Genomic DNA, 1,218 nt, shown 5'->3' with positions numbered 1-1,218 from the left:
ATTATCGTTACTCATGTCAGCATTCGCACTTCTGATACCTCCAGCAAGCTTCTCAACTCACCTTCACAGGCTTACAGAACGCTCCTCTACCGCATCACCCGAAGGTGATACCCGTAGCTTCGGTGTATGGTTTGAGCCCCGTTACATCTTCCGCGCAGGCCGACTCGACTAGTGAGCTATTACGCTTTCTTTAAAGGGTGGCTGCTTCTAAGCCAACCTCCTAGCTGTCTAAGCCTTCCCACATCGTTTCCCACTTAACCATAACTTTGGGACCTTAGCTGACGGTCTGGGTTGTTTCCCTTTTCACGACGGACGTTAGCACCCGCCGTGTGTCTCCCATGCTCGGCACTTGTAGGTATTCGGAGTTTGCATCGGTTTGGTAAGTCGGGATGACCCCCTAGCCGAAACAGTGCTCTACCCCCTACAGTGATACATGAGGCGCTACCTAAATAGCTTTCGAGGAGAACCAGCTATCTCCGAGCTTGATTAGCCTTTCACTCCGATCCACAGGTCATCCGCTAACTTTTCAACGGTAGTCGGTTCGGTCCTCCAGTTAGTGTTACCCAACCTTCAACCTGCCCATGGATAGATCGCCCGGTTTCGGGTCTATTCCCAGCGACTAGACGCCCTATTAAGACTCGCTTTCGCTACGCCTCCCCTATTCGGTTAAGCTCGCCACTGAAAATAAGTCGCTGACCCATTATACAAAAGGTACGCAGTCACAGAACAAAGTCTGCTCCCACTGCTTGTACGCATACGGTTTCAGGATCTATTTCACTCCCCTCTCCGGGGTTCTTTTCGCCTTTCCCTCACGGTACTAGTTCACTATCGGTCAGTCAGTAGTATTTAGCCTTGGAGGATGGTCCCCCCATATTCAGACAAAGTTTCTCGTGCTCCGTCCTACTCGATTTCATGACTAAGAGATTTTCGCGTACAGGGCTATCACCCACTATGGCCGCACTTTCCAGAGCGTTCCGCTAATCTCAAAGCCACTTAAGGGCTAGTCCCCGTTCGCTCGCCACTACTAAGGGAATCTCGGTTGATTTCTTTTCCTCAGGGTACTTAGATGTTTCAGTTCCCCTGGTTCGCTCCATACACCTATGTATTCAGTGTAAGGTAACCATCTAAGCTGGACATCGACTTCTGGGGCGCGTCCTGTTTCGCGCTCGCCGACGGCACCCCGTACGGCGAGAACCTGCGCGCCGCGCTGGAGGCGCT

Annotated in this window: 1 rRNA gene; it reads right to left on the bottom strand. The window is 52.0% G+C overall.

Annotation, left to right across the window (positions count from 1 at the left end):
• Positions 1-1,218 (bottom strand): 23S ribosomal RNA (locus tag AB0J06_RS26340); the annotation flags it as partial.

It is taken from the genome of Micromonospora sp. NPDC049679, assembly GCF_040659735.1.
Lineage (GTDB): Bacteria > Actinomycetota > Actinomycetes > Mycobacteriales > Micromonosporaceae > Micromonospora_I.
This window is presented reverse-complemented; position numbering and strand designations above follow the sequence as displayed.